Source organism: Bacillus sp. P4_D3 (assembly GCF_056401855.1).
In genome coordinates this window covers 1-3,221 of the sequence record NZ_JBFUIN010000358.1, presented here as the reverse complement: position 1 = coordinate 3,221, position 3,221 = coordinate 1, and the positions used below count along the sequence as shown (strand labels likewise).

General features: G+C 37.1%; 4 protein-coding genes. All 4 read left to right on the top strand.

Features of this window, described 5'->3' with window-relative positions; genetic code table 11:
- Positions 1-300 (top strand): GNAT family N-acetyltransferase (locus AC1DTM_RS21010; RefSeq protein WP_477000787.1); only part of this gene is annotated, 300 nt, incomplete at its 5' end.
- Positions 301-311: 11 nt separating this feature from the next.
- On the top strand, positions 312-1,052 hold the full coding sequence (locus AC1DTM_RS21005; protein ID WP_477000786.1) for a M15 family metallopeptidase: 741 nt from the start codon (positions 312-314) through the stop codon (positions 1,050-1,052).
- Positions 1,053-1,075: 23 nt separating this feature from the next.
- Positions 1,076-1,522, top strand: coding sequence for an NUDIX hydrolase (locus AC1DTM_RS21000; protein WP_002200751.1), 447 nt, complete (start codon positions 1,076-1,078; stop codon positions 1,520-1,522).
- Between the two features lie 175 nt (positions 1,523-1,697).
- The gene (locus tag AC1DTM_RS20995; RefSeq protein ID WP_016104632.1) at positions 1,698-3,173 is read left to right on the top strand and encodes an amidase family protein; all 1,476 of its coding nucleotides are present in this window, start codon (positions 1,698-1,700) and stop codon (positions 3,171-3,173) included.
- Positions 3,174-3,221 lie beyond the last annotated feature (48 nt).

Here is a 3,221-nt window from a genome sequence, read left to right as displayed (position 1 = left end):
GGATTTATTTTAGCTAATGGTAATGATTTTCAAAGAAAGAGACATGTGGCAGGCATTGTAATTGGTATTTTGCAAGAGTATAGTGGCCGAGGTATTGGAACGAGTTTGTTTAAAGAAGTAGAGAAGTGGGCAAGATTACATGATGTATGGCGTTTAGAATTAACGGTAATGGCCCACAATACAAGAGCTCAGGCACTATATAGCAAAATTGGATTTGCACAAGAAGGTGTCAAAAAATCTGCTCTTATCATCGATGGAAAAGGTATCGATGAGTATGAAATGGCCAAATTATTAAAATAAGAGGTCGTTATATGAAAAAAAGATGGGCACTACTTGGTACCGTAGCAATGATACTGATCATTGGAGTAGCAGGAATAAATTATAAGATGTACAAGGAGCAAGAGGCGCGGGAAGTAAATGTAAACAATATATTCCCAAAAGCTAAAGAAACGATTGCTAATATGGATGGGGATATCGCAGTCATTAGTAATCCAAATTCGATGCTTGTACTTGTGAATAAAAATAGGCGTTTACCAGATGGGTATAGACCGCCAGATTTAGTTGTTCCGAAAGTACGTTACTCTAGTGAAGGTGATCAGGAGAAGAAAAAGATGAGGAAAGAGGCAGCGATGGCACTTGAGGAAATGATTCAGCAAGCTGATAAGGAACGGATTTTCCTTTTTGCAGTCTCTGGATTTAGATCTTTTGATCGACAAAAAGCATTAAATACAATGTATAAAAAACAAGATGGAGAAGCGAAAACAGCGATGTCTAGTGCGGTTCCTGGAACGAGTGAACACCAAACTGGACTAGCTATGGATATTACATCGCAATCTGCTAAGTTTCAGTTAGAAACTGTTTTTGGGGAGACGAAAGAAGGAAAGTGGCTTTCTGAAAATGCCCATAAGTTTGGTTTTGTCATTCGATATACGAAAGAGAAAGAAGGGATTACCGGCTATCGTTATGAACCGTGGCATGTACGGTATGTTGGGAAGCCGCAAGCTACATATTTATATGAAAACCAACTGACGCTTGAAGAAGTAACGCAGTAATGAATTGAGGGGAGAGGGCTAAGATGACGATGTTATATAAGAAAAAGGTACATGCATATATTACGAGAGAAAAAGAAGGGGTTATGCAACTACTCGTTTTTAAACATCGTGATATACGAGAGGCTGGTATCCAAGTGCCAGGTGGGACAGTAGATGAAGGGGAAACGTTAGAGGCAGCAATTTTACGCGAAGTACAAGAAGAGTCAGGACTACGCCATTTTTGTATCGAACGCTTCCTTTCTGATTACATTATTTATATGAAAGAAAAAAAGGAATATCAAAAACGTCATTTTTTCCACATTTCATTATTAACAGATGTGAAAGATACGTGGGAACATATAGTAAGTGCCGGTGAGGAAGACAAAGGTTTAGTATTTTGTTATGAGTGGATTGATATTAACAAATGTCCTGAATTAGCGGGTAAACAAGGCGAGTTTTTACATTTGTTAGAAGAGGTATATGTAAAATAATAAAAAGAGTCTGAGGCGATATTGAATTCGTTTCAGACTCTTTTTATTTCTCTGGAAATTAAAGGTTTTTAAACTGGTAAGTTGAAGTCCTTTAAAGGGATTGTAGTTGTTTATGCGAGGAGCGGAGAAAATGAAAAAGTAATAGATATACGTCGTATATAAAAGGAGAATGAAAATGGAAATTCAGTTCAATACATTATTGCAAAAAGAATTAACAATTCATGATATACAAACTGCAATGGAAGAAGGAAAATTAACGTCGAAAGAATTAGTCATGTATTATCTTCATAGAATCGCAAAATATGACCAAGATGGTCCGAAACTCAATTCTATTTTAGAAATCAATCCGGACGCTATCTTTATTGCAGAAGCGCTAGATCATGAAAGAAAGACAAAAGGTGTAAGAGGCCTATTACATGGTATACCTGTTTTACTTAAAGACAATATTGAAACGAATGACTCAATGCATACAAGTGCAGGTACGATTGCCCTGGAACAAAATATAAGTAGTGAAGATGCAGTTCTTGTTAAAAAGCTCCGAGAAGCAGGTGCAATTATACTAGGGAAAGCAAATATGACAGAGTTAGCAAATGGAATGTCTTTTGAAATGTGGGCTGGATATAGTGCTAGAGGCGGTCAAACGATAAATCCTTACGGCACAGGAAAGGATGATATGTTTGTTGGTGGATCGAGTACAGGGTCTGCCGTTGCAGTTGCTGCTAACTTTACAGTATTATCCGTTGGAACAGAGACAGATGCTTCTATTTTGAGCCCAGCTGTTCAAAACTCGGTTGTAGGTATTAAACCGACTGTTGGTTTAATTAGCCGTAGAGGAATTATTCCGTTCACATATTCTCAAGATACAGCCGGTCCGTTTGCTAGAACGGTAACAGATGCTGCTATTTTACTAGGGAGTCTAACTGGGGTGGATGAGAAGGATGTAGCTACTCATAAAAGTGAAGGAATGGCATATCAAGATTATACACCTTACCTCGATGCTAACGGTTTAAAGGGGGCAAAGATTGGTGTATTTAGCAATGCGTCAAAAGATTATTATGAATCTGGAGAATACGATGAAAAATTGTTTAAGGAAACGATTCAAGTTTTACGTAGTAAGGGAGCGACAATAGTAGAAGATATTGATATTCCATCTTTTCATAGAGAATGGAGCTGGGGAGTTCCGCTTTATGAATTGAAGCATAGCTTAGATAACTATCTTTCTAAATTACCTTCTACCACTCCAGTACATTCTATGTTGGAATTAATAGAGTTTAATGAAAATATAGCAGAAAGAGCTTTGAAATATGGACAAACTAAGTTAGAGAGAAGAACAGATTTTCCTAATACGTTAAGAAATCCAGAATATTTAAACGCAAGATTAGAAGATATATTTTTTTCGCAAAAACAAGGTATTGATTTTGCGTTGGAAAAATATAACCTGGATGCGATACTGTTCCCTTCTTATATAGGATCTACTATATGTGCGAAAGCAGGTTATCCGTCTATAGCAATGCCTGCGGGATATATGGATAATGGGAGGCCTTTTGGAATTACTCTTGCAAGTGCTGCTTTTAGTGAAGGGGCATTAATTAAACTAGCATATGCTTTTGAACAAGCGACAAAACATAGGAAGATTCCCAACTTGTCATGAATAGAATAAACAAAGAGGACAGGAATTCCTGTCCTTCTTGTTTTATTG

Excerpts from the sequence above, each read along its gene's own strand:
- AC1DTM_RS21005 (WP_477000786.1), top strand. The coding sequence starts at position 312 with ATGAAAAAAAGATGGGCACTACTTGGTACCGTAGCAATGATACTGATC.
- AC1DTM_RS21000 (WP_002200751.1), top strand. The coding sequence starts at position 1,076 with ATGACGATGTTATATAAGAAAAAGGTACATGCATATATTACGAGAGAA.
- AC1DTM_RS20995 (WP_016104632.1), top strand. The coding sequence starts at position 1,698 with ATGGAAATTCAGTTCAATACATTATTGCAAAAAGAATTAACAATTCAT.